The following is a 24,402-nucleotide window of genomic DNA, read 5'->3' as shown; positions in this document are numbered from 1 at the left end:
GCCTTTCTTTTTGGTTATTTTATGATTTGCTTACTTGATCGAGGTGATTTACCAGCTCTTCTGTTTTGGACAAGAAAGGCGCATGATCGGCTTCCAGTGTAATAACTTTGCTGCAAGGTGTTTCTGTATTCATTCTGCGTTGGAAATCGATTGGAATTGCGTTGTCTAAAGTGGTTTCAATATAGATACGATCGACACTTCCGAATTTCTCCTCAGTAATTTGCACTGGTTGAGTGAACGGAGCCAGCGCTTGTGGACGGCAACGCTTCATCGAAGACAGTCGCAATGCATCGTCCTCTACCACATTGAAAAATGTTTGCTCCACAGTCTCAGGTTTAGGGACGAGCGTCATGTCTTCCTCATTTAACGTAAATTGCGGTCCCTTTTCTCCTTCTGACTTCCCTACGAGACTTTCCCCGTTTTTCGGTAAAAAAGCACAAAGATAAACGAGTTTCTCGATCTTATCGTGTACATGCTCGGCTGTTTGTGTAATGACGAGTCCTCCCATGCTGTGTCCGACAAGAATTACTTTTTCATTTTGCTGCTTAATCAGGTTGGCTACTTTTTCTACATATAAATCCAAGGTTACTTCTTGTGGAGGGGTCATATCTTGTCCACTTCCCGGTAAGTCCATTGTTACAACCTTGTGTCCCAATGATTCCAGCTCAGGCTTTACCAGTTCCCATACCCATTCTCCCTGCCATGCTCCATGAACCAAAACATAAGTACTCATCCACATACAGCCCCTTTGTTTGAAAGATATTTGTTCATTAGTGTAAGCCGATCAAATTTCTGTTACGCATCTTATTTCTTGTTTTCGTCCCCTCTTGAGTGCAATAATAATAAAAATCTGTATCGGTAATCTGTGACTTTGTCACCAAGTTATTTTTTCACAGGAGGTTCTTCGTCCATATGCAAAAGGAGCAGATTGCGGAAGTCCTTGCACGTTTTCCAAGTCTGGCGGCACTTACTCCAGAAGAGTGGCAAGAGGAGGGAATCTCCATCACTACGGTTCCAGCCAACTTTACCATTGATGAAGGCGAGTTTTTGGAGAATGCGCCATTAATCTTGGATGGGCTGGTTCGCATTTTCAAACTGAGCAGTGATGGGAGAGAGGTTACATTGTACAGGCTATCGGCTGGCGAGTGCTGCCCACTCATCGCGTCTAGCATATTGGGAGAAACGGTGTATGAGGCTTCGGCTTGCGTGGAGAAGCCGAGTATGGTCTTGAACGTCCCAACGAAGATTTATAAGAAATGGATCGAGAACCATCAAGGCTTTCGCCAGTATATTTTTCAATCATTTGCGCGTCGATTGATTATCATGTCGAACTTGATTGACGACATTCACTTTAAATCCATTCGGGTTCGGATTTCCGAATATTTGATTGAGCATACAGGTGTGGAGAATGATTCGCTTGCCATTACACATGATCAGTTGGCAATTGAGCTGGGGACTGCTCGTGAAGTGATTAGCCGGACACTAAAGAAAATGGAAAAAGAAGGGCTGCTCCGTGTAACGCGGGGGCAAATTACTAATATTCAACGTTCAAAACTACCTGCGGTTGAATAATCCGTATTTGAAAATACAAAAATTTTAGGAAGGGCTATGTACTGTGTTATACTGAGTCTACCATTTACTGTTCTGTAGCATTCCCTACTCCATTTTCGTGAGTAGGGTTTTTTATTTGTGTTTCAGACTCAGACAACAAAAAAACAGACCCCCATGCAGGAGTCTGTTTTTTGTGTAAGGCTAAATTAAACTTTTTGAACGTTAGTAGCTTGTGGTCCGCGTTGGCCTTGTTCTACGTCAAAAGTAACTTTTTGACCTTCGTCAAGGGATTTGAAACCTTCGCCTTGGATAGCAGAGAAGTGAACGAATACGTCTTCTTTACCTTCGCGCTCAATAAAACCAAAACCTTTTTCTGCGTTAAACCATTTTACTGTACCTTGTTCCATTGTTATTGCCTCCTAGTGTGTAGCACACATATATTACTATCCTTGCTCTCAGGATCATCTAGACGAAAATTTGCTATCTACGCTATCCGTTGCTTCGAACAAAAATAATTCTTTACTAGCATAACAGGATATTGAAAGGATAGCAAATTATTCGCGCATATTAAGTGAAAAAAATACAGATGAGTTGTTACGAAAGCATGGCGCCAATCTCTTTCAACGTGAGTTGTGCCGAGACAATTTTGTTCGGATAGCTTGCTTGTGCCGATTCCCCTAAATGATACTCTTGCAGTGCATCAGTATCCTTCAGCATGTTTCCTGTCAAAATGCACACGGCTGTTTCGTCCTTATCGATCACTTGTCCTGCGATGAGCTTGCGCAATCCAGCGACCGTAGCAGCAGAGGCAGGCTCGCAGCCGATCCCGCTCTTATCCACCCATGCTTTGGCGTCGAGAATCTCTTGATCAGTCACGGAGCAGGTAACGCCATTCGTTTCTTCTAATGTACGAAGCGCTTTTTTCCAGCTAGGCGGATTGCCGATGTTGAGCGCAGAGGCACGTGTATATGGATTGGGTTCAGGTGTCAGTTCGGTGTACCCGCCTGCGACCATTCGATGGAATGGGCTAGCACCTTCCGCCTGTACGAGCGCCACCCTAGGAACCTTTTCGATAAAGCCGAGATTTTTCAAATCCTGCAAGCCTTTTCCGAGAGCCGTCACATTGCTTAGCGCTCCGCCAGGGATGACCACCCAATCGGGGAGGTTCCAATTGAGGTACTGGGCGATTTCGTACACGATACTCTTCTGCCCTTCAATGCGGAATGGATTGATCGAATTGCAGATATAGAGGCCGAGCTCTTTGCTGTATTGCTCGTAAAAGCGGATGCCATCATCGTAAGTGCCATCAAAGCTGATGACCTTTGCTCCGTAGGCGAGTGTTTGCATGACTTTATTCAAGGAAATGTTTTTGTTCGGGACAAACACGTACGATTCGCCATGAGCGAGTGCAGCATACATGGCGAGAGAGGATGAGGTATTGCCAGTTGATGTGCAGGTGAAGCGTTGATAGCCTAATGAACGACCGTGTGATACGGCGACAGTCATCCCGTTGTCTTTGAATGAACCACTCGGATTCTCGCTTTGTGCCTTTAGCCATACCTTGCTGTTGCTTCCTACATACGATTGGATGAGTGCAGATGCGTACAGTCCTGTATTTCCTTCGTACTTGGTCGTGATGTACTCTTCAGGAAGCTCGGGGAAAATCAGTTCTTTGTAGCGCCATACTCCGCTCGCATAAGGTGTCATACGCTCTGACAGCCGCTCGTGAAAGACGCGCTTTAGCTGTTCGGTATCGATGGTCGACGTATCGTGAATAATGTCAAACAAGCCACCACATGTGCATTGATAGTCAAATAAATGGGCAGGCACTTCCTTGCTGCAATCGACACAAACCAGTTTCATCCTCGCAAGATTCGCCCCTAAAAGTGTGCGGGGAGAATCTCTCCACCTCTTTTCTCTCGTATGGTTTTTTATATGGTAAACGGAGAAGGAGGAGCGTGTAAATAATCGTTTTCAGTAAAAATAAAATATTCGCATACAAATGCAAAAGACGGGAAGGAGCCGCTATACAGACTCCAACCCGTCCCTATTTCACAAGCTTTTATTCAGATCAGTCAATTCCTTGGCCGTCAGATTGCGCCATTGCCCCAATTTCAAATTCCCCAGCGGAATGTTCATAATGCGTATCCGTTCGAGCTTTCGCACCTGATAACCAAAAGCCTGGCACATCCGTCTGATTTGTCTATTCAGCCCTTGCGTCAGCACGATATTGAAGACGCGGTCGCTGACTTTGGTTACTTTGCAAGGTTTTGTGGTCGTTCCGAGAATGCGTACGCCGTTTGCCATTCCGTGCAAGAAGTTCGCCGTGATGGGCTTATCTACGGTGACGATGTACTCTTTGTCATGATTGTTCTCGGCACGTAAAATTTTGTTTACGATATCCCCGTCATTGGTTAACAGGATGAGTCCTTGCGAATCCTTATCCAGTCGCCCGATAGGAAAAATCCGCTCCGGGTGATTGACGAAATCGATGATGTTGCCTTTGACGTGCAGTTCAGTGGTACACGTAATTCCGACAGGCTTGTTCAGGGCGATGTAGACATCTTTCTTTTTGACACCGAGCGGCTGCCCATCGATGCGCACATCATCTCCTGACGCAACCGTACTTCCCAGTTCCGCGAGTTGGCCATTGATCGTCACGCGCTTGGCCTCGATTAATTTATCGGCTTCTCTTCGCGAGCAAATGCCGGTTTCACTGATGAACTTATTAATTCGCATGAGACGTTCCTTTCACTATTGCTGCTTCTTTTCCAGTTTTTCAAGTAGTTTATTCCGCCAAGGCAGGGCCAATTCCTCCACCTCAAGCATACGCTGTATCGTCTCTTGGGATGGTGATTTGTCGTGGAAGTATAAGTGGTGAATCGACGCTACCGTTACTTGTTTTGGATGTGCAGTGATGAGGGAAATCTTGGAGTCTGCCTTGATTGTCCCTTCCTGCAAGACACGGAAGAAATAGCCCGTATAGCCCATTTCCACCACCGCTTTGAGCAGTTGGTTATTGTTGTTGCGCTTGTTGATCGTCGCGCAAGGAAATCGGCCTTGGGTCACTTGCAGGATGGTATCTCCGAATTGATACACATCCCCAATGCAGACCTGCTCTTCGGTCATGCCAGCGAGTGTGAGATTTTCTCCGAATGCCGCATTGGTCAGAGGTTGGCCGAATAACTTCTCCCAATGGGCATAATGTTCAAAAGGATACGCACAGACGACGCGGTCTGGGCCGCCGTGGTACTCTGGATTCGCGATATCGTCGTCATCAATTTTTTCGGAACGGACAACGAGCTCGTCCGCTTCCTCCTTCCAAATGCCGGAGAGATATTCCTTGCCGTTGTACATATTACTTTTAGGCAAACCTTTACTAATTGTAACGATTTTTCTGTTCAACTTATGCTCACTCCCAGCCTGCACGATTGCTTCTCTTTTTATCCCCATACTATACCACATTCCCTAATATCCTCCACAGCGGATGGGCACCAGCGGACGCTTCTGGTATGATGGTAGAAAGGAATACACAGGAGGCCTCAGTGACATGCAATCATTTGGTGTGGCACTACACACAGATAAATATCAAATTAATATGATGTACGCCCATTGGGTGAACGGAACACACAATCAGAAGGTCGTTTTCGAAGCATTTTTCCGCAAGCTGCCTTTTGGAAACGGATACGCTGTATCTGCTGGATTGGAACGAATTGTTTCCTATATAAAAAATTTACGCTTTGAAGAAAGCGATCTCAAGTATTTGAGTGAGCAGGAGGAGAACTACGATCCGAAGTTTTTGGAAGAGTTGCGCCAGCTTCGTTTTAAGGGCTCACTCTACTCCGTGAAGGAAGGAACCGTGGTTTTCCCGAACGAGCCGCTGATTCGTGTAGAGGGGCGTGTCATGGAGGCACAGTTGGTTGAGACGGCCCTGTTGAACTACATGAACTACCAGACGCTGATTGCGACCAAAGCTTCGCGGATTAAAAATGTTGCGGGCAATGATGTTCTCATGGAGTTCGGAACAAGAAGGGCGCAGGAGGCAGATGCTGCGCTGTGGGGGACGCGGGCAGCGTATTTGGCTGGCTTCGACGCGACCTCGAACATGCTGGCAGGGAAAATGTTTGGCATCCCGACAAAAGGGACGCACGCTCACTCATGGGTACAGAGCTTTGAGAGCGAAGAGGAAGCATTTGAGCGCTTCGCAGCGGCTCTACCAGGACAGGTAACCTTGCTGGTCGACACTTACGATACGCTCAAAAGCGGCGTGCCTAATGCAATTAAGGTCGGAAAACGCCTGGAGAAACAAGGGAAAAAGCTGACGGCGGTGCGCTTGGACAGCGGCGACTTGACGTATTTGTCTTGCAAGACACGCGAAATGCTTGATAAGGCAGGCATGACCGATGTGCAAATTGTCGCTTCCAACGATCTCGATGAGCACACAATTATGAACCTGAAAGTACAGGGAGCACGCGTAAATAGCTGGGGAGTAGGAACGCAGCTCATCACGGCAGCGGATCAGCCGACACTCGGAGGCGTATACAAGCTGGTAGCGCGTGAAGGCGCGGACGGAAAATATCAGCCGACCATCAAAATCTCCGGGAATCCGGAAAAAGTCACTACGCCGGGCATCAAAGATATGTACCGATTGATTGATCCGGAAACAGGCAAAGCGATTGCTGACTACATGTGCTTCCCGCATGAAACAACAGTCGATGAGGGAGCCCCTCTCCATTTGTTCCATCCGAGCCATACGTATTTGAGCAAGCATTTGGAGAACTACCAGGCTGAGTCGCTGCTCATTCCGGTATTTGTGAATGGGGAACTGGTCTATGAACTGCCGACCCTCCAAGAGATTCGCAGCTACCATTGCGAGCAGCTCAAGCTGTTCTGGCCTGAATACTTGCGCATGCTGAATCCGGAGCATTACCGTCTGCACATCAGCGAAGAGATGTGGGAGACGAAAACAAAGCTGATGAAGGCATATTTGAAAAAATAAGTGAAAACGTCTGATGTGTCGCGAGGATGCATCGGGCGTTTTTTATTTGCATGCCAAAAATAACACAATAATGTGAAAACAAAGAAAATGAATTGTCTGAATTTACTTGCATCGTATATAATTACTCCATTCATCCTTTAGCTCTGCGCCAAGGTGATGTAGAAAAACATATGTGAAAAGTATTGGGGAGGAAGAGAGATGCTAAATACTGTAGAGAAAGAAAACCTGAATCCATACGAAATTGTGCAGAAACAGATTGATGCTGCAGCGGCATTGTTGGGATTGCGGAGTGATGCTGTAGAAATTTTAAAGCGACCCAAACGAGTATTGGCCGTTAGTTTTCCTGTCAAGATGGATGATGGCAGCGTGCGTGTCTTTGAAGGCTACCGATCTCAGCATAATGATGCGGTAGGACCGACCAAGGGAGGGATTCGCTTTCATCCGGATGTGACGATGGATGAAGTCAAGGCGCTCTCCATGTGGATGTCATTCAAATGTGGCGTGGTTGGTCTTCCTTATGGCGGTGGAAAAGGTGGAGTCATATGTGATCCCCACGAATTCAGCAAAAATGAGCTGGAACGAGTCAGCCGCGGCTTCATGGAAGCTATTGCTGATATTGTCGGACCAGATACTGATATACCTGCACCCGATGTGTATACGACCCCACAAATCATGGGGTGGATGATGGATACGTACAGTCGATTAAAAGGAGCGTATTCTCCGGGAGTCATCACGGGAAAACCGCTGAGTGTCGGCGGCTCCAAAGGAAGAAACGAAGCGACTGCCCGCGGATGCGTCTTTACCTTACTAGAGGCATTAAAAGATTCTGGACGCAAGCCGGAGCAAACAACCGTTGCGATTCAAGGCTTTGGCAATGCGGGAAGAATAGCAGCGAGGCTTTTAACAGAGCTGGGCTTCAAAATCGTGGCGGTCAGTGACTCACGCGGAGGTATTTATGATGCTGCTGGCTTGGACATCGAAAAGGTAGGACAGTTAAAAGACAACGCCACCATTTTGGAGTATGCAGGTGGTACGGTCATCTCCAATGAACATCTGTTGGAGCTGGAAGTGGATATTCTGATCCCGGCCGCGTTGGAAAATGTCATCACAGCAGCGAATGCCCACAGCATTCAGGCCAAGTGGATCGCAGAAGCAGCAAACGGACCAACTACACCGGATGCAGACGCCATTTTGCGCGAAAAAGGGATTATCGTTATTCCCGATATTCTCGCCAACGCAGGTGGCGTAACGGTTTCTTATTTCGAGTGGGTGCAAAACCTGATGAATTACTACTGGTCCGAGGTTGAGGTAAACGAAAAGCTGCAAACGACAATGATTAACGCCTATCGCGCCGTGAAAGAACTCTCTGATCAATACAAGGTGGACTTACGCACGGGAGCCTATATGATCTCGCTTTTGCGAATCACGGAGGCGATGGAAGCGCGCGGCTGGATCTAAGGGAAGAGCCCTCTTGCAACTTGCTTGCAAGGGGATTTTTTCGTTTTCCCCTGTGTGATTGGCAGGAAGGCTAGTATTTTTGTCGAATTTGTCGGATTATTGTTTTTCTACCTGTGTTCAAAGGATGGAAAGGGGGATCTTTATGCCAATCAAATTGCCCGACGAATTGCCTGCAACGGAAATACTCGCCCAAGAAAATATTTTTGTGATGAAGGATAGCCGTGCCTTCACACAGGACATACGACCGCTCAGGATCGTCATTCTCAACCTCATGCCGGTGAAGGAAACAACGGAAACACAGTTGCTCCGCCTCCTGGGGAATACTCCGCTACAGGTCGAAATCGTGCTTTTGCACATGTCCAGTCATACTTCCAAAAATACGTCGGAAGAACATTTATCGATGTTTTATAAAACGTTTGAGGAGATCCGTGATCAGCGATTTGATGGCATGATCATCACCGGAGCGCCAGTGGAACAGCTCGAGTTCACAGACGTCACGTATTGGCAGGAGCTGACAGAAATCCTCGATTGGAAAATGGAGAACGTCACTTCGACCTTGCATATTTGTTGGGGAGCACAAGCGGGTCTTTACCACCACTTTGGCGTTCCGAAGCATCCTTTGCCAGAAAAAATGTTCGGAATCTTCCCTCATACACTCAATAAGCAAAATGTGAAGCTGTTCCGTGGATTTGATAACTACTTCCACATTCCGCATTCCAGGCATACTGAAAATCGAAGGGAAGACATCGAGCAAGTGTCTGAACTGGAGATTTTGTCCGAGTCTGATGAAGCAGGGGTTTACATCGTAGCGACGAGGGATGGCAGACAAATTTTTGTGACGGGACATTCCGAGTATGATCCGACCACCCTGCAAGATGAGTATCAGCGGGATGTGAACAAAGGCTTGGATATTGCTGTTCCGCGTAATTACTATCCAAAGGACGATCCAAGTCGCGAGCCTATTGTCACTTGGCGCGCACATGCGAATTTGATGTTTTCCAACTGGTTAAACTATTACGTTTACCAAGAGACACCGTATGATTTGAACAACAACAAGCGATAGCATCGTAGCAACCATCCGAGGTGATTCGGATGGTTTTTGTTTGGCCCAGTTGACGTAATAAATGGCGACAGGTAGTGTGAGAATAATCGCGCAGGAATGCTACCGGGAATTCAAGCAAGATGGGAGTTTTGTATGATGAAAAAAATCATGAAGCAAGATCAGGACGTGACCAAGCAGCATAACAAGCAAATGATCCTCGACATTATCAAAAAGCAGAGACCGATATCGCGTGCAGAAATCGCCAAAATTACGCGGATGAGCGCTACCTCGATTGGCAGATTTGTCAGTGAGCTGTGCGAAGAAGGACTGATTCGAGAGACGGAGCTTACCTCATCAGGTGTGGGCAGGAAGGCAATCATGCTCGACATCGAGCCGGGGGCCATTTATACAATCGGCGTGGACATGGCAAAAAAGCGCATTAGCTTTGGAATCATGGACTTTAGTGAAGCGATTATTGCACAGCACCGGATGGATCATAAAACACAGGATTCTACACCGGAAGAGACGGCTGAACTGATTTGTAACGAGATAGAAGGGATGCTCAAACAGACAGGCATTCCTTTAGAAAAAGTGGTCGGGATCGGCATTGGGATGCCAGGGGTGATCAATTATGAGCGAGGGATTGTTCAGCTATCCACTACGCTGGACTGGAAGGACGTAGCGTTTGCCAGCCTGATTGAAAAAAGGCTGAAAATCAAAACCGTTATCGACAACGATTTGAAGGTGAAAATCCTCTCGGAGTACTTGTACGGATCTGCCAAAGGGTCAAACAAGACAGCTTTGATCGGCATTGGCACGGGTATCGGTTCTGCGTTGATTATCAATGGCGAAGTGTTTCGCGGGGGCTCCAATAGCGCAGGAGAGCTGGGGCATACGACGCTCGATCCGAATGGGAATCTGTGCGAGTGTGGAAAACGCGGATGTCTGCAAACATACATAGACGAAAATTCTTTGATCATGGAAGCGCGTCGAGTGAAGGATGTCAGTGATGTCCGTCAAGTGTTCGCGGCGGCGAGAAACGAAGAGCGCTGGGCGAAGGAAATCGTCTCTCGTACCGCGTTGTACCTCGGCATCACGATTAACAATATTGTATGTATGTACAATCCAGATACCGTGATTGTAAGCGGTGATTTGGTGGAGAATTATCGCGAAATCATTGACTTGGTCGAGGAGCATAGCGATCAAGTGATCTGGGAGCCATTCAAAGGGAAATTTCGCGTCATTCCTTCCGAATTGAAGGGGGAGGCAATCGTGATGGGAGCAGGAGCTTTGGCGATGCAGCACTTTGCTCCCTTGGCAGGGACATGGGCAGAAGAATCATGACTTTCTTTGCCATTTTGTATTCAACAAGTAAGGCTGTTTAGCCGATATAGAAAATGGTGGAAAGTAGAAAGGAAAAGGAGAGGGATGTGAGCATGAGAAACTGGCAAAAAGGTATGCTCGCTACGGCTGTTACCGTTGGGCTGATCTTTTCCAGTGTCGGCCAAGTACCGGCATTGGCAAATTCTGCGACAACAAGTACGCAGAAGAAGATTTCCAAGCTTGTGGTTGATACAAAGACAGTAAAATTGAAAAAAGCGGGGACACAGCAGTTGAACGTCCGCGTGCAATACACGGATAAAACAACGGAAGACGTCACGCAGCAAGCAGAGTGGACTTCCTCTGACAGTGACATCGCAAGCGTTGAAAAAGGCTTGGTAACCGCTGTTAGCTCCGGTAAAACAAGAGTGAAAGCAAGCTTCGGGGGCAAAAGCGTGAGTGTCCCTGTTGAGATCGAGGTGATTTCCAAGCTCACTGTTGACCAGAAGAAACTGGCTCTGAGCGTAGGAAGCACGAAGCAGGTAAACGCAACAGCAACCTTCTCTGACAAGTCTACCACTGATGTAACTGCCAATGCAGAGTGGGAAAGCGATGATACGGAAATCGTAACAGTAACGAATGGGTTGGTTACAGCAGTAGGCTCAGGCACAGCGAAGCTCAAAGTGAAGTACGGTGGAAAAAGCGTATCTATTCCAGTAGAGGTGGATGTCGTCTCCAAGCTGGACAGTGATAAGAAAAAGCTGTATCTGCGTCCAGACACTACCCAGTCGGTTACGCTGCTGGCTACCTTGTCTACCAAAGAAAAAGTCGATGTTACAAGCAAAGCCAAGTGGACATCCGACGATGCAAAAGTCGCCACAGTTGAAAACGGAGTCGTGACAACTGTAGGCTCTGGCAAAACGAGAATCAAAGCAACTTATGGTGGAAAGACGATCTCGATCCCTGTAGAGTCTGCTGTCATCTCCAAGCTGGAATTTGACACGAAAAAGGTCGCTCTCAAAGTAGGCGAATCTAAAGACTTGAAGGTATCTGCTGTCTATACAGACAAAGCCAAGGTCGATATCACAGTTGATGCAGACTGGATTTCTACGAACAGTTCCGTAGCGACTGTAGCGGATGGCAAGATCACGGCTGTGAAAGCAGGGCGTGCAACGATTGCGGCTACATATAATGGTAAAGTCGTAAAAATTCAAGTAACCGTGAACTAACTCACGCTAGAGGAAAAGCCAGGGCGCGACTGCGTACCTGGCTTTTTTGCATACTCTCGCCTGTGGTAATCTGTAGCTAACGCTTTTGATTGGACGAAAACGGAGGGCATCATGGATATTCGACAGCTACATTACTTTGTGGAAGTAGTCAAACATAAAAACTTTACGAAGGCCGCCCAATCCCTCCACGTCTCTCAGCCTTCTATCAGTAAAATGATCAAGGCATTGGAAGAAGAGCTTGAGGTAGTTCTTCTGGATCGGACGGAGCGGAAAATGGATCTGACAGACGCAGGAGAAATGGTCTACAGCTATGCGACCAAAGTGTTGCAACTGATGGAAGGCATGTCGTCTTCGATTGCAGAACTGCGAAATGTCGAGCGTGGTCGGGTGAAGCTGGGCATGATGCCAACGGTGGGTTCTTTTCTCTTGCCGAATGTGATTGCCTTGTTTAAAAAGCAGTACCCAGGCATCGATATCGAGATGAAGGAATACAGCGCCAAGCTGCTTGAAATCCAAATGGAGCAAGGAAGCATCGATGTGGCCTTAACCGTTCTTCCAACGGATCAGGAGAAATTTGTGGCGGTTCCCTTGCTCGCAGAGGACCTCGTCGCGATCGTTCATCGGGAGCATTGGCTCGCGGGAGTCGATGAGGTGAGCTTGGAACTGCTCAAGGACGAGGCTTTCATTTTGTTTACTGAAGAGTACGCGATGCATGATGTGGTGCGCCAAGCGTGCAAGCTGTCCGGCTTTGAACCGAAAGTCGCTTACATGAGCTCTTTATGGGATTTTGTCGGAGAGATGGTGGCTACCCAACTGGGGATATCACTCATTCCGCGCTCCATCGTGAGACGCTTGAATCACGGACAATTGCACACCGTCAACATTTCCTACCCGGTGATTGACTGGCAGTATGCCTTGATTTATCGAAAAGAAGGGTATTTATCGCATGCGACAAAGGCGTTCATATCGTTTGTAGAGAAAATGTACAGCCATAACCAAATGGAATAGAAATGATGATTTTTATGTATTGTACGAATGGAATCGAGAACGCTTAGAATGAAGGTAACTCGTTCAAACAGTGACTTTTTGAACAACCTTTGTAGAGCAACTGGGGTGGTCTCGATGAAAAGATGGTTCTCCATCATCGCACAAGTTTTACTTTTGTTCGGCTTCACCTGGCTTGGGAAATGGGTGACCTCGTTTTTTCACCTTCCTGTTCCCGGCAGTCTGATCGGACTCGCGCTTTTGTTCATTTGTCTATATACTGGCTTGATTCGTCTACAGTGGGTGGAAGCAGGAGCGACTCTGTTATTCTCGCAGATGATTCTGTTTTTCGTACCATCGCTGGTCGGGATGATGGAGTATCCATGGTTATTAGGCATAAAAGGATTGCTTGTGCTTGTGGTCGTCGTGAGCGGTTGTGCGCTTGTGATGATTTCGACAGGTGTTATTGCTGAGCGACTGTTCAATCGTGGAGAGGTGAAGCAGCATGATCCTGTGGAAAACGTCTAGCGTGCTCCTGACACTCGTTTTCTTCTATGCAGCCAAACGGTTCAACAAGAAAAGACCGTCTCTGCTGTTTTCTCCGGCCATATTGGCGCCGATTGGCTTGATTCTGTTTTTGCTTTTCGCAGGCATTCCTTATCAGGTATACAGTGAAGCGACCTCGCTCATTAGTGAGTTGATGAGCGTAGTAACGGTAGCCTTTGCAGTACCGCTGTACCGAAACTGGTCGGTGCTAATGGCGCATCGCCGGATGATTTTGATGAGTCTTGCTACGGGTTCCCTCATTGCCATCATTGCAGGAGTATCTACGACGATGCTAGTCGGATTGGGAAAAGAAGCGGCGATTAGCGTCATTCCTCGTTCGATTACCCTGCCGATTGCGGTGAGCGTAACCGAGGCGATTGGCGGTTTACCTACGATGACGGCAGTATTCGGTATGTTGACCAGCTTTGCAGGCGTTTTTTTGGCTCCCAAAATCATCAAGAGAATGAGGCTCCGTCATCCTGTTTCCATCGGCTTGATGTACGGAATGGGCGCACATGCGTTGGGGATGGTAAAGGCGTTTGAGCGTGGGGAAACAGAAGGTAGCAGTGCGACTTTGGCTGTGATCGCCGGAGCGATGATTACGGTAGTATGGGCGTTTACCTTGCTGCCGGTGATCATGTCGTGGCTGGCTGTGTGAAGGAAGGGGCTGTTAGATAGCCCCTTTTTGTATTATAATCATTGTATAAAAATAAAATTAAAGGTATAAAAATACACAATGATGGTGATTAAACATGAGAATTGAGTCATTCTCCTTGCAACAATACGAGGAGGTCATTCAGCTATGGCAACGAGCCGGATTACAGCTTTCAAGCTCGGATACACGTGAGGGATTGCGTAAAAAGCTGGAGCGAGACGCAGAGCTTTTCTTGGTGGCAATGAATGAGGAGGACAGGATGATAGCAGCTCTAATGGGCAGCTATGACGGACGGCGGGGATGGGTGAATCATCTGGCAGTCGATCCGGATTTCCAAGGACAAGACATAGGTAGCAGGCTGATGGATGAGCTGGAAAAGCGGCTGGCGAATATCGGGTGTGAAAAGATTAACCTGTTGATCGAGCCGACCAATCATGGTGTACAAGCTTTTTACAATCAGCTTGGGTATGAGCGTGACGAACTGATTTTCATGGAGAAGTGGATAACTACTGGTAAAGGATAAAAATGGAAGTGTAGCATGACCGCCGAAATGCTGGCGAAAGGTGTATGATAGAGAACAAATAAAAAGCTCCACACTCTTTCAACATGGCAGGAGGCATCATGAGACCGCTGTATATCGTCCTATTACTCTGTACCAGCTTCCTTTGGGGAGGAAATTTTGTTGTCGGTAAATTTCTTATCGGGCACGCGTCTTCCTTGACGCTGACCAATTTGCGCTGGCTCATTGCAGTTGTTTGCTTGTTGCCGGTTGTTTGGATACGCGAAAAGCGGATTTTTCCAACGCGAGAAGCGCTTCTTCCTTTGATCGTGATGGGAGTAACTGGTGTAGCACTTTTTAATTTATTCATGTTCTGGGCACTTGAGCGGACAGACGCGACCAATGTCGGTCTATTGTCCACGCTGAATCCGGTTTCGATCGCGATTTTTTCCTTTTTGCTGATGGGCGATAAAATTCGACCGTTGCAGATTGTTGCGATGCTTGTCTCGTTTGCAGGCGTGCTTGTAGTGATGACAAAAGGAGACTTCGCACACTTGTCCCAATTGCACTTTAACACAGGGGATCTGTGGATGCTCGCCGCTGTCGCCATGTGGGGGATTTACTCCGTATGCGGGCGATGGGCGATGAAGACGGTCTCGCCGATGATGTCCACACTGTACTCAGGCATTTTCGGTGTCGCGCTGATGCTGCCCTTCAATGTCACCACATTTACGATCAGCGATACAGACTGGACGTTTTGGCTGTCGCTGTTCTACGTTGGTGTAATGGCGACTGTCGTCAGCATGGTGTTGTGGAATATCGGTGTACAAAAGGTCGGCGCAACCTCAGCCGGTATGTTCCTCAATTTCAATCCTATTTTTACGGCCATTCTCGCATTCCTTTTGCTCGGAGAGCGTATGACTATCATTCAATTACTCGGAAGTGTAATCGTCATTGTCGGATGCTACATGTTCTCACGCTTAAAGCACGTCTCGACCCCGACACCATATACAGTCAAGCAAGCACAAGGCTAAAAAGGAAATCCCTCGTCTGGTCAAACAGGCGGGGGATTTTTAAGTTAGAAGGTACCGATTAACGCACAAGGCTAGTGAGAAGAAAAAGCACAGGGCTCGCAGACCTTGACAACGCCTACCCAGTCGGAACTACAAAAAGGAGACCACGCTTGTCGAACACTTCTCCCTTGAGAATCTTCCGCCCGTAGGGTGGCTTTAGCTCGACGGTCCCCTTTTTGTAGTGGAGACGTCCAGTGAATTCCCCCTGCTGGCATGTCAGAGTCGAAGAGAACTGTGCTTTTTCTTCTCCACCACTATGTTGACTCATGGTTTTTTAGTCGATCACGCGGACATGGGCTTCCGCATACAAATAAGAAGGACAGTGTGTGAAGGGGAGGTTGTATATGATCGTCATAGCGGGGAGACCAGCTAATCCCGCCTCGTTGGCAGCGGAATGGGGATTAAATCCGGTACAGCGTGAAACGGTAGCGATTATGGCACGTAGTGATGAAACATTTGAATATCCGACTCCTGAACTCCTGCAATTTGAACTGAAAATGCGCGATCATCTGGTGAGGTCTGCCTTGGCACTGAACGAAAGCGGCCTGGCCTTTTCTACTTTTGAAGAATCTCGTGCCAATCCAGCATACTGGATTCGAACAGACCAGGGCGGATTCCGCTTGCGACCGGGAGTACTGCCATCCAGCGGGATTATCAATATTTTTCGTGAGGGCCAAAAATACGCTACGGAGTGCGCTACGGCGATGGTCATTATTATTTATCATGCAGTCCTACAGTCCATTCGTTTACCCGATTTTGAGCGAATGTTTTCGGACATCTTGCTATATGACTGGCGGTACGATCAGGATCTGGACTTGCAAACATTACGGACAAATACCTTCTTACCTGGTGATGTGATTTATTTTGCCAATCCTGATTACGATCGCGCGACACCGCAGTGGCAAGGGGAAAATGCAGTAGTTCTCGGCAATGGCTTGTATTACGGGCATGGTGCGGGGATCAAACGAGCGAGTGAGATGGTAGCATTTTTGAATGAACAACGAAGAGCGGGAGCCATGAGGTCTGCCTATCTGGTCAATCAGGCGACTCGGCCTGGTTTCGCCTACCTGTTTCCCTACGACAACGGTCGTTCCACCATGAGAGCTTCTGGCCTTCCCATACAAGTGAGCAGTCGAATTTCAGCGCAGATCGGTTCTTTGACTTGGGAGTGGTAAAACGAACAAAAGCCTCCTGCTATAAATACGGCGAGAGGCTTTTTTACTTATGCTAGACAAGAAAATCGCTTCCAAGAAAACATAGTCAGGTCAAGGGAGGATGCTCCCTCTACCAGCAGTTGGCTGGTTGCTTCCCCGATCGCACTGGCGAATTTAAAACCGTGCCCGGAAAAGCCTGCTGCAAATACAAGCTGTGGATGTTCAGGATGACGGTCAATGACAAAATGCTCATCCGGTGTCATGGTGTAAATGCATACCTTGCCTTGGCGCAATGGTCCGGCTGCTCCAGGCATATACGCTTCCAAAAAAGAGCGAACATCGCCTTCGTCTGACAAATAGGTGCCAAAGGTACGTTCCAGTTTGTCGGGATCGATGACTTGACCTCCGTCGTGGCGTCCGATTTTTACACCACTGCCATCCAAGCTGGGAAATCCGTAGAACATGGAGTCATGAAGGCGAAAGATGAAAGCGGGAAAGCCATCCGCACTGTACTGGCTCTCATCTGCACCAAACCAGGCGACCGTTTTGCGTGTAGGCGTGAGCGGGATGGACAAGCCCAATGAGTCAAGGAGAGAACCATTCCAAGCACCGGCGGATAGAAGGACTTTATCGCCGTGGTAGCTGGCAGATTCCGTATGCACGATGAACCCGTTTCCTGCCGGTTCCAACTGCGTGACTGGCGTGTTCGTCAACAGCGTAGCTCCTCGGGCAAGGGCGAGATCCCGATAGGCGCGAATGCCGTTTTCGGAATAAAGTACACCTGAGGCAGGCTCCAGGCAACCGTAGTAATCAGCAGGCAGATGGATTCCAGGCCAGCGTTGCATGACCTCATCGGCACGGAGTACTTCCAACGGCAGGGAGTACTGCTCGGCGCTCTCCCGAATTTCATTCAGGAAAGGACAATGCAAGGGTCCAGCGTTCAAAACACCTGTTTTGGCGAAAATCGGCATGCCGGATGCTTGTTCCAATTCTGACCACAACTGTTGTGCACGCAACGCAAGCGGGACGTACTGTTTTCCTTCTCCATACGCATGGCGAATGATACGGGTATCCCCATGATGGCTGCCCATCGTGTGTGGGGGATCAAAGGCATCGATCATGAGTGTACGCACGCCCTGCTTCGCCAGATAGTAGCCTGCTGCGATTCCCATCGATCCTGCTCCAACAATAATGACGTCGTAGTTTTGCATCAACCGTCCTCCATTCCGCTTTATTTTCATCTATCTTACAGGAGTTTTCTGAATTGTGGATTTTAATTTTTGTGTAAAGATCCATTTTTTTGTGCGCAATAAGGTTTATTCCATCAATTGGGCGGGAAAAGGAGATTACGCTATCATCATAAGTCAAGAAAAGTGGTGTTTACAAAATGAAATGGACGATCGGAAAAAAATTAGGTAGTGCGTACGCGCTGATCCTGGTTATTATGCTGTTTATGGGGATCACGACCATTACCAAGATGCAACAGATGAATCAGAAGATGGTGGAAATGAATACGAATTGGCGCCCAGGTCTGGAAGATATTTTGAAGATCAACATGACACTGGAAACCATTTACGGCGTTACGCAAACCATGCTTACGTCAGAGAGCATGGATGACAAGAACAAGTATGCAAAACAAGTCGATGATCAATTTGCTTATATGGACGGCTTATTGACCAGTTATGAAAAAACGATTTTCGGTGAAGAAGACCGCAATAATTTTGAAGGATTGAAGCAGGCACTGAAAAATTATGAGGAATTCAGTCCGCAATATGTAACAATCGCCAAAAAGGTCGACATCAGAAGGCCAGCTACCGATGCAGATATGGCCGAGCTGGATCGCATCAAGAAAAAAGGCAGTGAATTGTTTTTAGAACGCAAGAAATATTTGGATGCCATGATGACGTATAACAGTGAGGGAGCACAACGCGCCGGTACGGAAAGTGCGGAAATGTATGAGTCAGTCAAGCGGGACATGATTATTATCATGGTTATCTCTGTCATTGCATGTGTAGCGCTGGCTGTCGTACTGACTACTAGCATTCGTCAACCGATTTTGCGTTTGATGGAAGAGATGAAGAAAGTCGCCGATGGAGATTTGCGAGCAGAGCCATTGGTTGTCAAAACTCGTGACGAGATTTTGGATCTGACGAATTCGTTCAATGAGATGACAAGCAGTTTAACCACGGTCATTCGTCAGGTAGGAGGAACTTCTGAGCAGGTAGCCGCATCCGCTGAGCAATTGACGGCAAGTGCCGATCAGACGAGCAGGGCCACTGAACAAATTGCTGTTACTGTTCAGGAGGTGGCAGCAGGCGTTGATCGCCAGGTAGTGAGTGTAGAGAATGGGGCGAAATCCATTGATGACATGTCACGAGGAATTCGTCAAATCGCAAATAATGCACAGCAAACATCCAATATGGTGAGCGAAGTAGCCAACATGGCAGGAGAAGGGAACCAGTCGATTCAGGAAGCGGTTCAACAAATGAATGCGATCCACGCATCCATGCGTGAGCTCTCATCCGTGGTAGACGGTCTGGGTAATCATTCTCAAGCAATCGGAGAGATCATCGAGGTCATCACAGGCATTGCGGATCAGACCAATCTGCTCGCCCTTAATGCAGCGATCGAAGCAGCACGGGCAGGAGAACATGGCCGTGGGTTCGCGGTTGTAGCAGATGAAGTGCGGAAGCTGGCAGAGCAATCAGCTCAGTCCGCCCAAAAAATTGCGCAGTTGATCAGTACGATTCAGACAGATACAAAAGTCGCGGTCGAATCGATGGAAACAGGCACCCGGGAAGTACAAGAAGGGATTCGTGTCGTTCATCGTGCGGGCGAAACTTTCGGTCAAATTCAGAACTCGATTGGTACAGTAGCCGACCAGATACACAACGTTTCTGCATCTGCTCAGGAAGTGTCTGCCCATTCCGAACAGGTTGTACAAGCGATGGAGCTGGTCAGCGAGGTTTCCGACTTGACTGCTGATGGCACGCAAAACGTTTCCGCTGCTACACAGCAGCAGCTCGCATCTATGGAGGAAATCGCTTCGTCAGCGACAGCTCTTTCCAATATGGCAGAAGAGCTACAGCACATGATTCGCCGATTTAAGGTGTAGGCATATACCGTACAAACGAACACAAAAACGCCAGAGTGATTGGCGTTTTTGTTTTTTTTAGAAAAAGTTAATCTTTCCGAAATAGTTCATTAAGAACAGGTTTAGTAGGAGTTTATCTCTGCCGACTACGATAGATTCAGAGGGTTGATCCCCCATCGTAGACAAGGAGATGATCGTATGAAGAAAACGAAAAAGCACCTCTCACTACTTTTACTCGCGTCGATGCTTGGAACAGGGGTAGCAGTTCCTTTCAACGTTCTGAACATGGATACAGTAGCGAGAGCAGCCTCTCATGATAAGCAGGAGGAAAGCGAAGCTGTTGAGGTAACGAGCATTAAGTCTCTGAATGCCATTACACTAGAGATCACCTTTGCAGAGCCGCTCAGCTCTGAAGAAGTGGCACTCAACAATGCACAGAAAAACTTCGAATTTGATAATGACCTATCCATTCGAAATGTTCCACAGCTAAAAACTGGATTCAAATCGACCTACATCGTACCTACTACCCCGCAAGAAGAAGGAACGACGTATACTTTCAGCTACAAAGGCGAGGAAGCAGGCACTTTCACAGCCAACACAGAACAAATCAATATGAGAGAGGCACGTCAAGTAGACAATGATACCATTGAGCTAGAGTCGCGCCTGAGTGACCGCGTAACGGATTACGGGAATGTAATCGAAGCGTACGCAGGCAAACGAGGCGGTCTAGACTTTGAACTGGATGAGGACAACCGTTACAAAGGCAAGGAATACCAAATCATCTCTTCCTTGCGCGGTACACAAGTAACTCTGACACCAAGAAACCGTGAGCCGATCATTGCTACTTATGTTCCATTCACCCAGAATACGGATGGTCGTCAAGAACCGAAATTCCGTCTGCCAGAGGGAGAGCAGCTTGAGCCGGGTGTCACTTACACGGTTTCCGCTGACTGGGCTGATTTCCGTGACGCTAGCTTTACGGCGAAAGATATCGATCCACTTACCATCCAGTCTGTAGAAGCAACAAGTGAAACAACACTCGATGTCACACTGCGACGCGATCCGCGCGAAGAGATTTTTCCACTCCGTCGCATCACGTTGACAGCTCCAGATGGAACAGAGCTGGTTGCCCAATACAAATTTACGACGCGCAAAGGAGCAACGGGAACGTTTGAAATCATGAACGGCGAAGAGCTGGCTTCAAATGTCACCTATCAGGTGGAACCAGTAGGCGAATGGGCTACAGCGCGAAACGTGTCTGTTACAACGGATGCCCAACCAGATGAAAATGCAGAAGTACGTAGCATCAAGTCGCTCAATCCGATTACATTGGAAGTTACTTTCTCTGCCCCACTCGTAACAGAAGATCTGGCACTTGCGCAAGCACAGGAAAATTTCCAATTTGATAACGGTTTGACGATTCGCAATATCCCGCAGTTAAAAACAGGGACAACCGCTACTTACTTTGTTCCAACGACGCCTCAGGCTTCCGACATGACTTACAGGTTGACATACAAAGACGATGAGGCAGGCTCTTTTGAAACAAACAGCGATAGATTAGACATGGTCGAAGCCCGTCAGGTAGCGTACGATACGATTGAGATCGAATCAAGCCTGCGCGCTGGCGTAACGGACTATGAAAATGTGATTGCGGCTAATGTCGGGAAACGAAATGGTCTGGATTTTGTCTTGGATGAAAACAATCGCTACCGTGGAAAGAGCTATGAGATCATTTCATCTCTGAGAACGGCACAAGTGTACATCACGCCAGAGGGTGGCGAGCCAATCGTAGCGACGTACGTTCCATTTACACAAGCCACAGATGGCCGTCAGGAGCCAAAATTCCGTTTGCCGGCAGGGGAGACACTGATTCCAGGCGTAGAATACACCGTTACATCTGATTGGGCGGATATTAAGGATGCCAAGTTCACTGCAAAAGCGATCAACCCGCTTACGATTCGCTCTGTAAAAGAAGTAAACGAAACTACGCTGGAGGTTAGACTCAGCACGGACCCGCGTGATGAACTGTTTGCTTTCCGTCAAATCATGCTTACAGCACCAGATGGGACAGAGCTTGTTGCCCAATACAAGGTCACAACGCGCAAAGGCGCTACGGGAATCTTTGAGATCATGAACGGCGGCAAATTAGAGCCAAACACCATGTATTCCGTTACTCCAGTAGGGCAATGGGCAGGACTGACCTTCACGACAAAATAATCACGAACGAAACCTCTTAACAGGCAATCTAAGCTCGGTACGCAACCGGGCTTAGGCCTATATCTCAATGACATACCAAGAAGGAAGGTGCCGAAATGTACAAACTCATTCTCACTGCAATCCCATTCGGAATGCTGTTGACTGGCTGCATGGATGAACCGTCCACAACAGCTCCGGCTATAACGACTGCACAGCAGCAACAACAACCAGCAACACCACAGCCACCGCAGCAACAGTCTCAACCAGGGAAAAAACCAACTCTCTCTCAAGAAGAAGTGAAGGAACTGAATAAAAAACTGCTCTCTGCCGCAGCAGAGGGTAAAACCGATGAAGTCAAGGCTAGCTTGGCAGCAGGGGCTGAGATAAACGCACAGGATGATCGTGGAAGAACAGCGGCGATGGCGGCTACACACGGCAACCATGTGGAAACAGTCAAGGTCCTCATCGAAGCAGGAGCGGACATCAATATTCAGGACGACCGGCAAGATAATCCGTTCTTGTATGCGGGAGCAGAAGGATACCTAGAGATCTTGAAGCTGGTTATCGATGCAGGTCCAGATACGAAGATTTATAACCGCTTTGGAGGAACACCTTTGATTCCAGCGGCAGAACATGGGTATGTGGAAGTAGCAAAGGAGCTTCTTACCCGGACGGATGTAGACGTCAACCATGTGAACAATCCGGGATGGACAGCATTGATGGAAGCAATCGTATTGAATGATGGCGGAAAAAAACAACAAGAGATGATCCAACTGTTAATCGACCACGGCGCTGATGTGAACATCCCGGATAGCGAAGGAAAAACACCTCTGTATCGTGCAAAAGAACGAGGTTATCACGAGATTGTACAAATCCTGCAAAAAGCAGGAGCACGCTAATTTGTGAAGGTAAGCATACATTCATACTTCGAGCGCGATGGAAATAATCCTCGACTAGAATGAGTCATAGCAAGATTGATTCTAGTCAAAGGAGGCTATGTTCATGACTAGCCATACGACCATTCAGCCGAAGATTTTGTATTACGGAACTCCCGTCGTCCTGTTGACGACTGAAAATGAAGATGGAACAACGAATATTAGCCCCATTTCATCGTCATGGGCTTTGGGGAATTATGTCATTCTGGGACTCGGGTTTGGCTCGCATGGATTGGAAAATTTGCGTCAGCGGCCGGAGTGTGTCATCAATTTGCCAGATGCCTCGATGTGGCAGCAAGTGGAAGCATTGGCTCCGCTAACAGGCCGAAATCCCGTACCCGACTATAAAAAGGAGCTGGGCTTCCGCTATGAAGCGGATAAGTTTCAGGCAGCCAAGCTGACTCCTGTTGATTCTGCTATCGTTCGTCCAAAGCGAGTGGGAGAATGCCCGCTTCAACTCGAAGCAGTCGTCCGCACCATCCGTTTTCCGGAATATGCCGACATGTTTGCGATTGTGGAGACAGAAGTACGTCACGTCCATGCAGACAAACAGATTGTCCAAAGTGCTCATCACGTGAACCCTCAAGCATGGAATCCGCTGATTTACAACTTCCGCAATTATTTTGGCCTGAGTGATCAGTTGGGAAAAACATATCGATCAGAAACGTAGAACGTCAAAAACGCCAAGGATTTGGCGTTTTTTTATTTCTGTATGCAAAAATATGGTATATTAGGTGTTGCCTAATAAAATTAGTTAATGCCAAAATTTTTGAGGGGTGAAAAGATGCTTGTCTGGATGTTGCGAAAAGTAATGGCAGAAAGAGAAGTTTGGACGGGAGCCGCTTTAGCAAGGCTGTTGAAAGAGAAAGCAAATTACAGTCTATCTCCAGCCTCCATCAGTGCTTTACTAACCGGTCAACCCAAACAAATGAAAGCAGAGACACTTGATGCACTCTGTACAGCGCTGGAGTGTACACCAAATGACTTGTGGGCATATACACCGCCTAATAGAGTGAAGGGAGCATAAAAAGATGGCAGTGAAACAAATTTTGCCTTTTGGAGACCCAATCTTACGCAAAGTAGCCAAGCCAGTGGAGGAGCTGAATGCAAAAACGTTCAAGCTGCTGGATGAGATGGCTGAAACCTTATATGCCACGGACGGCCGTGCTGGCCTTGCCGCACCACAAGTAGGCATTCTTCGCAGAGTGATTGTCATGGATTGCGGAGATGGACTAATTGAGCTCATCAATCCGGAAATCATAGAGAAGAGTGGCGAACAAATCGGAATGGAAGCTTGCTTATCTTTTCCGGGTTACTATGGCAATGTAAAGAGAGCCGAGCATGTAAAGGTAAAGACGTTGAACAGACAAGGCGAGGAAATGATCCTTACTGGAGACGGGTTCCTTGCTGTTTGTATGCAGCATGAAATCGACCATTTAGACGGAATTTTATTTGTGGATCATGTTCAGGAAAAATGGCTGTATCATGAAAAAACAAGACAAAAAATCGATTTGCTGGATGTGATCCGTTTAACAAAAAAGGCCTAACAAAAAGGCGTACCGTATCCATTCGGGAAATATGATAGTAGAAGGCCGTTTGTTCCGGATATCTTTTTACGTGAACCTAAATGGTATCATCTGAAGAGCGGCATTATTACGTGGAGGAAC

General features: G+C 47.6%; 24 protein-coding genes. 18 read left to right on the top strand and 6 right to left on the bottom strand.

Annotation, left to right across the window (positions count from 1 at the left end):
• Positions 1–19 precede the first annotated feature (19 nt).
• A complete protein-coding gene (locus ASG16_RS11585; RefSeq protein WP_056490597.1) occupies positions 20–733 on the bottom strand; it encodes an alpha/beta fold hydrolase in 714 nt (237 codons plus the stop codon).
• 179 nt (positions 734–912) lie between these two features.
• On the opposite strand from ASG16_RS11585, the gene ASG16_RS11580 reads away from it, so the two are divergent.
• Positions 913–1,572 carry a Crp/Fnr family transcriptional regulator gene (locus ASG16_RS11580; RefSeq protein WP_056490594.1) on the top strand — a complete coding sequence of 220 codons (660 nt, stop codon included), beginning with the start codon at positions 913–915 and terminating at the stop codon, positions 1,570–1,572.
• Between the two features lie 185 nt (positions 1,573–1,757).
• Here ASG16_RS11580 and ASG16_RS11575 read toward each other — a convergent pair whose 3' ends face one another.
• From ASG16_RS11575 to ASG16_RS11560, 4 genes are all read right to left on the bottom strand, one after another.
• A complete protein-coding gene (locus ASG16_RS11575) occupies positions 1,758–1,958 on the bottom strand; it encodes a cold-shock protein (RefSeq protein ID WP_048031267.1) in 201 nt (66 codons plus the stop codon).
• 187 nt (positions 1,959–2,145) lie between these two features.
• Entirely contained in the window at positions 2,146–3,414 is a 1,269-nt protein-coding gene (thrC, locus tag ASG16_RS11570) for a threonine synthase (RefSeq protein ID WP_048031268.1), read from the bottom strand.
• 189 nt (positions 3,415–3,603) lie between these two features.
• Complete coding sequence (gene rluF / locus ASG16_RS11565; protein WP_056490591.1) at positions 3,604–4,290, bottom strand: 23S rRNA pseudouridine(2604) synthase RluF; 687 nt, start codon at positions 4,288–4,290, stop codon at positions 3,604–3,606.
• 15 nt (positions 4,291–4,305) lie between these two features.
• The gene (locus ASG16_RS11560; RefSeq protein ID WP_056490824.1) at positions 4,306–4,956 is read right to left on the bottom strand and encodes an MOSC domain-containing protein; all 651 of its coding nucleotides are present in this window, start codon (positions 4,954–4,956) and stop codon (positions 4,306–4,308) included.
• A gap of 145 nt (positions 4,957–5,101) precedes the next feature.
• Between ASG16_RS11560 and ASG16_RS11555 the strand changes: the two genes are divergently transcribed.
• The 11 genes from ASG16_RS11555 to ASG16_RS11500 all read left to right on the top strand — a co-directional run bounded on the left by ASG16_RS11555 (position 5,102) and on the right by ASG16_RS11500 (position 16,531).
• A complete protein-coding gene (locus tag ASG16_RS11555; protein WP_056490587.1) occupies positions 5,102–6,550 on the top strand; it encodes a nicotinate phosphoribosyltransferase in 1,449 nt (482 codons plus the stop codon).
• A gap of 198 nt (positions 6,551–6,748) precedes the next feature.
• Complete coding sequence (locus ASG16_RS11550) at positions 6,749–8,008, top strand: Glu/Leu/Phe/Val family dehydrogenase (protein ID WP_056490584.1); 1,260 nt, start codon at positions 6,749–6,751, stop codon at positions 8,006–8,008.
• Positions 8,009–8,150: 142 nt separating this feature from the next.
• Positions 8,151–9,071 (top strand): homoserine O-acetyltransferase MetA, encoded by a 921-nt coding sequence (metA, locus tag ASG16_RS11545; RefSeq protein ID WP_048031272.1) that lies wholly within the window; start codon positions 8,151–8,153, stop codon positions 9,069–9,071.
• Between the two features lie 132 nt (positions 9,072–9,203).
• Positions 9,204–10,394, top strand: a complete 1,191-nt coding sequence (locus ASG16_RS11540; RefSeq protein ID WP_235617617.1) for an ROK family transcriptional regulator — start codon at positions 9,204–9,206, stop codon at positions 10,392–10,394.
• Between the two features lie 92 nt (positions 10,395–10,486).
• The gene (locus tag ASG16_RS11535; protein WP_056490581.1) at positions 10,487–11,599 is read left to right on the top strand and encodes an Ig-like domain-containing protein; all 1,113 of its coding nucleotides are present in this window, start codon (positions 10,487–10,489) and stop codon (positions 11,597–11,599) included.
• A 111-nt stretch (positions 11,600–11,710) separates the two neighbouring features.
• Positions 11,711–12,607 carry a LysR family transcriptional regulator gene (locus ASG16_RS11530; RefSeq protein WP_056490578.1) on the top strand — a complete coding sequence of 299 codons (897 nt, stop codon included), beginning with the start codon at positions 11,711–11,713 and terminating at the stop codon, positions 12,605–12,607.
• Positions 12,608–12,721: 114 nt separating this feature from the next.
• Positions 12,722–13,111, top strand: a complete 390-nt coding sequence (locus ASG16_RS11525; RefSeq protein ID WP_056490575.1) for a CidA/LrgA family protein — start codon at positions 12,722–12,724, stop codon at positions 13,109–13,111.
• Positions 13,089–13,787, top strand: a complete 699-nt coding sequence (locus ASG16_RS11520) for an LrgB family protein (protein WP_056490572.1) — start codon at positions 13,089–13,091, stop codon at positions 13,785–13,787. The genes ASG16_RS11525 and ASG16_RS11520 overlap by 23 nt, the downstream gene beginning before the upstream one ends.
• Before the next feature lie 94 nt (positions 13,788–13,881).
• Complete coding sequence (locus ASG16_RS11515) at positions 13,882–14,307, top strand: GNAT family acetyltransferase (RefSeq protein ID WP_056490569.1); 426 nt, start codon at positions 13,882–13,884, stop codon at positions 14,305–14,307.
• Between the two features lie 98 nt (positions 14,308–14,405).
• Entirely contained in the window at positions 14,406–15,317 is a 912-nt protein-coding gene (locus ASG16_RS11510) for a DMT family transporter (protein ID WP_056490566.1), read from the top strand.
• 383 nt (positions 15,318–15,700) lie between these two features.
• The gene (locus ASG16_RS11500; protein ID WP_056490563.1) at positions 15,701–16,531 is read left to right on the top strand and encodes a protein-glutamine gamma-glutamyltransferase; all 831 of its coding nucleotides are present in this window, start codon (positions 15,701–15,703) and stop codon (positions 16,529–16,531) included.
• A gap of 47 nt (positions 16,532–16,578) precedes the next feature.
• Here ASG16_RS11500 and solA read toward each other — a convergent pair whose 3' ends face one another.
• Positions 16,579–17,721, bottom strand: a complete 1,143-nt coding sequence (solA, locus tag ASG16_RS11495) for an N-methyl-L-tryptophan oxidase (protein ID WP_056490560.1) — start codon at positions 17,719–17,721, stop codon at positions 16,579–16,581.
• Positions 17,722–17,897: 176 nt separating this feature from the next.
• Here solA and ASG16_RS11490 point away from each other — a divergent pair, with 176 nt between their 5' ends.
• From ASG16_RS11490 to def, 6 genes are all read left to right on the top strand, one after another.
• Positions 17,898–19,625: a methyl-accepting chemotaxis protein gene (locus ASG16_RS11490; RefSeq protein WP_056490557.1), complete on the top strand. Its 1,728-nt coding sequence runs from the start codon at positions 17,898–17,900 to the stop codon at positions 19,623–19,625.
• A gap of 177 nt (positions 19,626–19,802) precedes the next feature.
• Positions 19,803–21,821 carry a hypothetical protein gene (locus ASG16_RS11485; RefSeq protein WP_056490554.1) on the top strand — a complete coding sequence of 673 codons (2,019 nt, stop codon included), beginning with the start codon at positions 19,803–19,805 and terminating at the stop codon, positions 21,819–21,821.
• Positions 21,822–21,916: 95 nt separating this feature from the next.
• Complete coding sequence (locus ASG16_RS11480) at positions 21,917–22,699, top strand: ankyrin repeat domain-containing protein (RefSeq protein ID WP_056490551.1); 783 nt, start codon at positions 21,917–21,919, stop codon at positions 22,697–22,699.
• A 103-nt stretch (positions 22,700–22,802) separates the two neighbouring features.
• The gene (locus ASG16_RS11475; protein ID WP_056490548.1) at positions 22,803–23,405 is read left to right on the top strand and encodes a flavin reductase family protein; all 603 of its coding nucleotides are present in this window, start codon (positions 22,803–22,805) and stop codon (positions 23,403–23,405) included.
• A gap of 114 nt (positions 23,406–23,519) precedes the next feature.
• Positions 23,520–23,762: a helix-turn-helix domain-containing protein gene (locus ASG16_RS11470; protein WP_048031284.1), complete on the top strand. Its 243-nt coding sequence runs from the start codon at positions 23,520–23,522 to the stop codon at positions 23,760–23,762.
• Between the two features lie 4 nt (positions 23,763–23,766).
• The gene (gene def, locus ASG16_RS11465) at positions 23,767–24,282 is read left to right on the top strand and encodes a peptide deformylase (RefSeq protein ID WP_056490545.1); all 516 of its coding nucleotides are present in this window, start codon (positions 23,767–23,769) and stop codon (positions 24,280–24,282) included.
• The last annotated feature ends 120 nt before the right edge of the window (positions 24,283–24,402 follow it).

The organism is Brevibacillus sp. Leaf182 (assembly GCF_001423865.2).
Taxonomy (GTDB): domain Bacteria; phylum Bacillota; class Bacilli; order Brevibacillales; family Brevibacillaceae; genus Brevibacillus; species Brevibacillus brevis_C.
The sequence above is the reverse complement of the archived record's forward strand: the minus strand, read 5'-3'. Positions and strand labels throughout refer to the sequence as shown.